Genomic DNA, 510 nt, shown 5'->3' on the forward strand with positions numbered 1-510 from the left:
AACGAGATGCCGTAGAGCCCGGTGGCGACGGAAATCGACAGGCCCATGCGCACGGCGGGGGTCAAGGCCACGGCGCGCAGCGGCCTACGCGGGCGCGGGCGGGAATGCGGAGAAGTCATTTTTTGATAGCTGGCAACGCTTGCAGGCCCTGCATTTCATGGCAAAAAAGCACTAAAAACCAGGTGTGACGAGCGCCATGCGCTCTCGATTCAGGAGCACCGCCTTCAGTGCGCCTGGTCCCAGTTCGGCCCCACGCCGACCTCAGCCAGCAGCGGCACCTTGAGCTGCGCCACGCCGGCCATCAGGCGCGGGATGTGGCTGCGCAGCCAGTCGACGTCGCCCTCGGGCAGCTCGAACACCAGTTCGTCGTGCACCTGCAGCACCATCAGTACCTCGGGCTTGTGCGCATCGAGCTCTTCCTGCACCGCCACCATGGCCAACTTGATCAGGTCGGCGGCCGTGCCCTGCATGGGCGCGTTGATGGCCGCGCGCTCGGCGCCGCTGCGGCGC

Annotated in this window: 1 protein-coding gene; it reads right to left on the reverse strand. The window is 66.7% G+C overall.

Going from position 1 to position 510, the window contains the following annotated elements; all coding sequences use genetic code 11:
• Window positions 1-224: 224 nt before the first annotated feature.
• The coding region (locus B2J89_RS21645) for a DNA polymerase (RefSeq protein ID WP_240965116.1) at window positions 225-510 on the reverse strand (286 nt) is incomplete at its 5' end.

The organism is Acidovorax sp. SRB_24 (assembly GCF_012931925.1).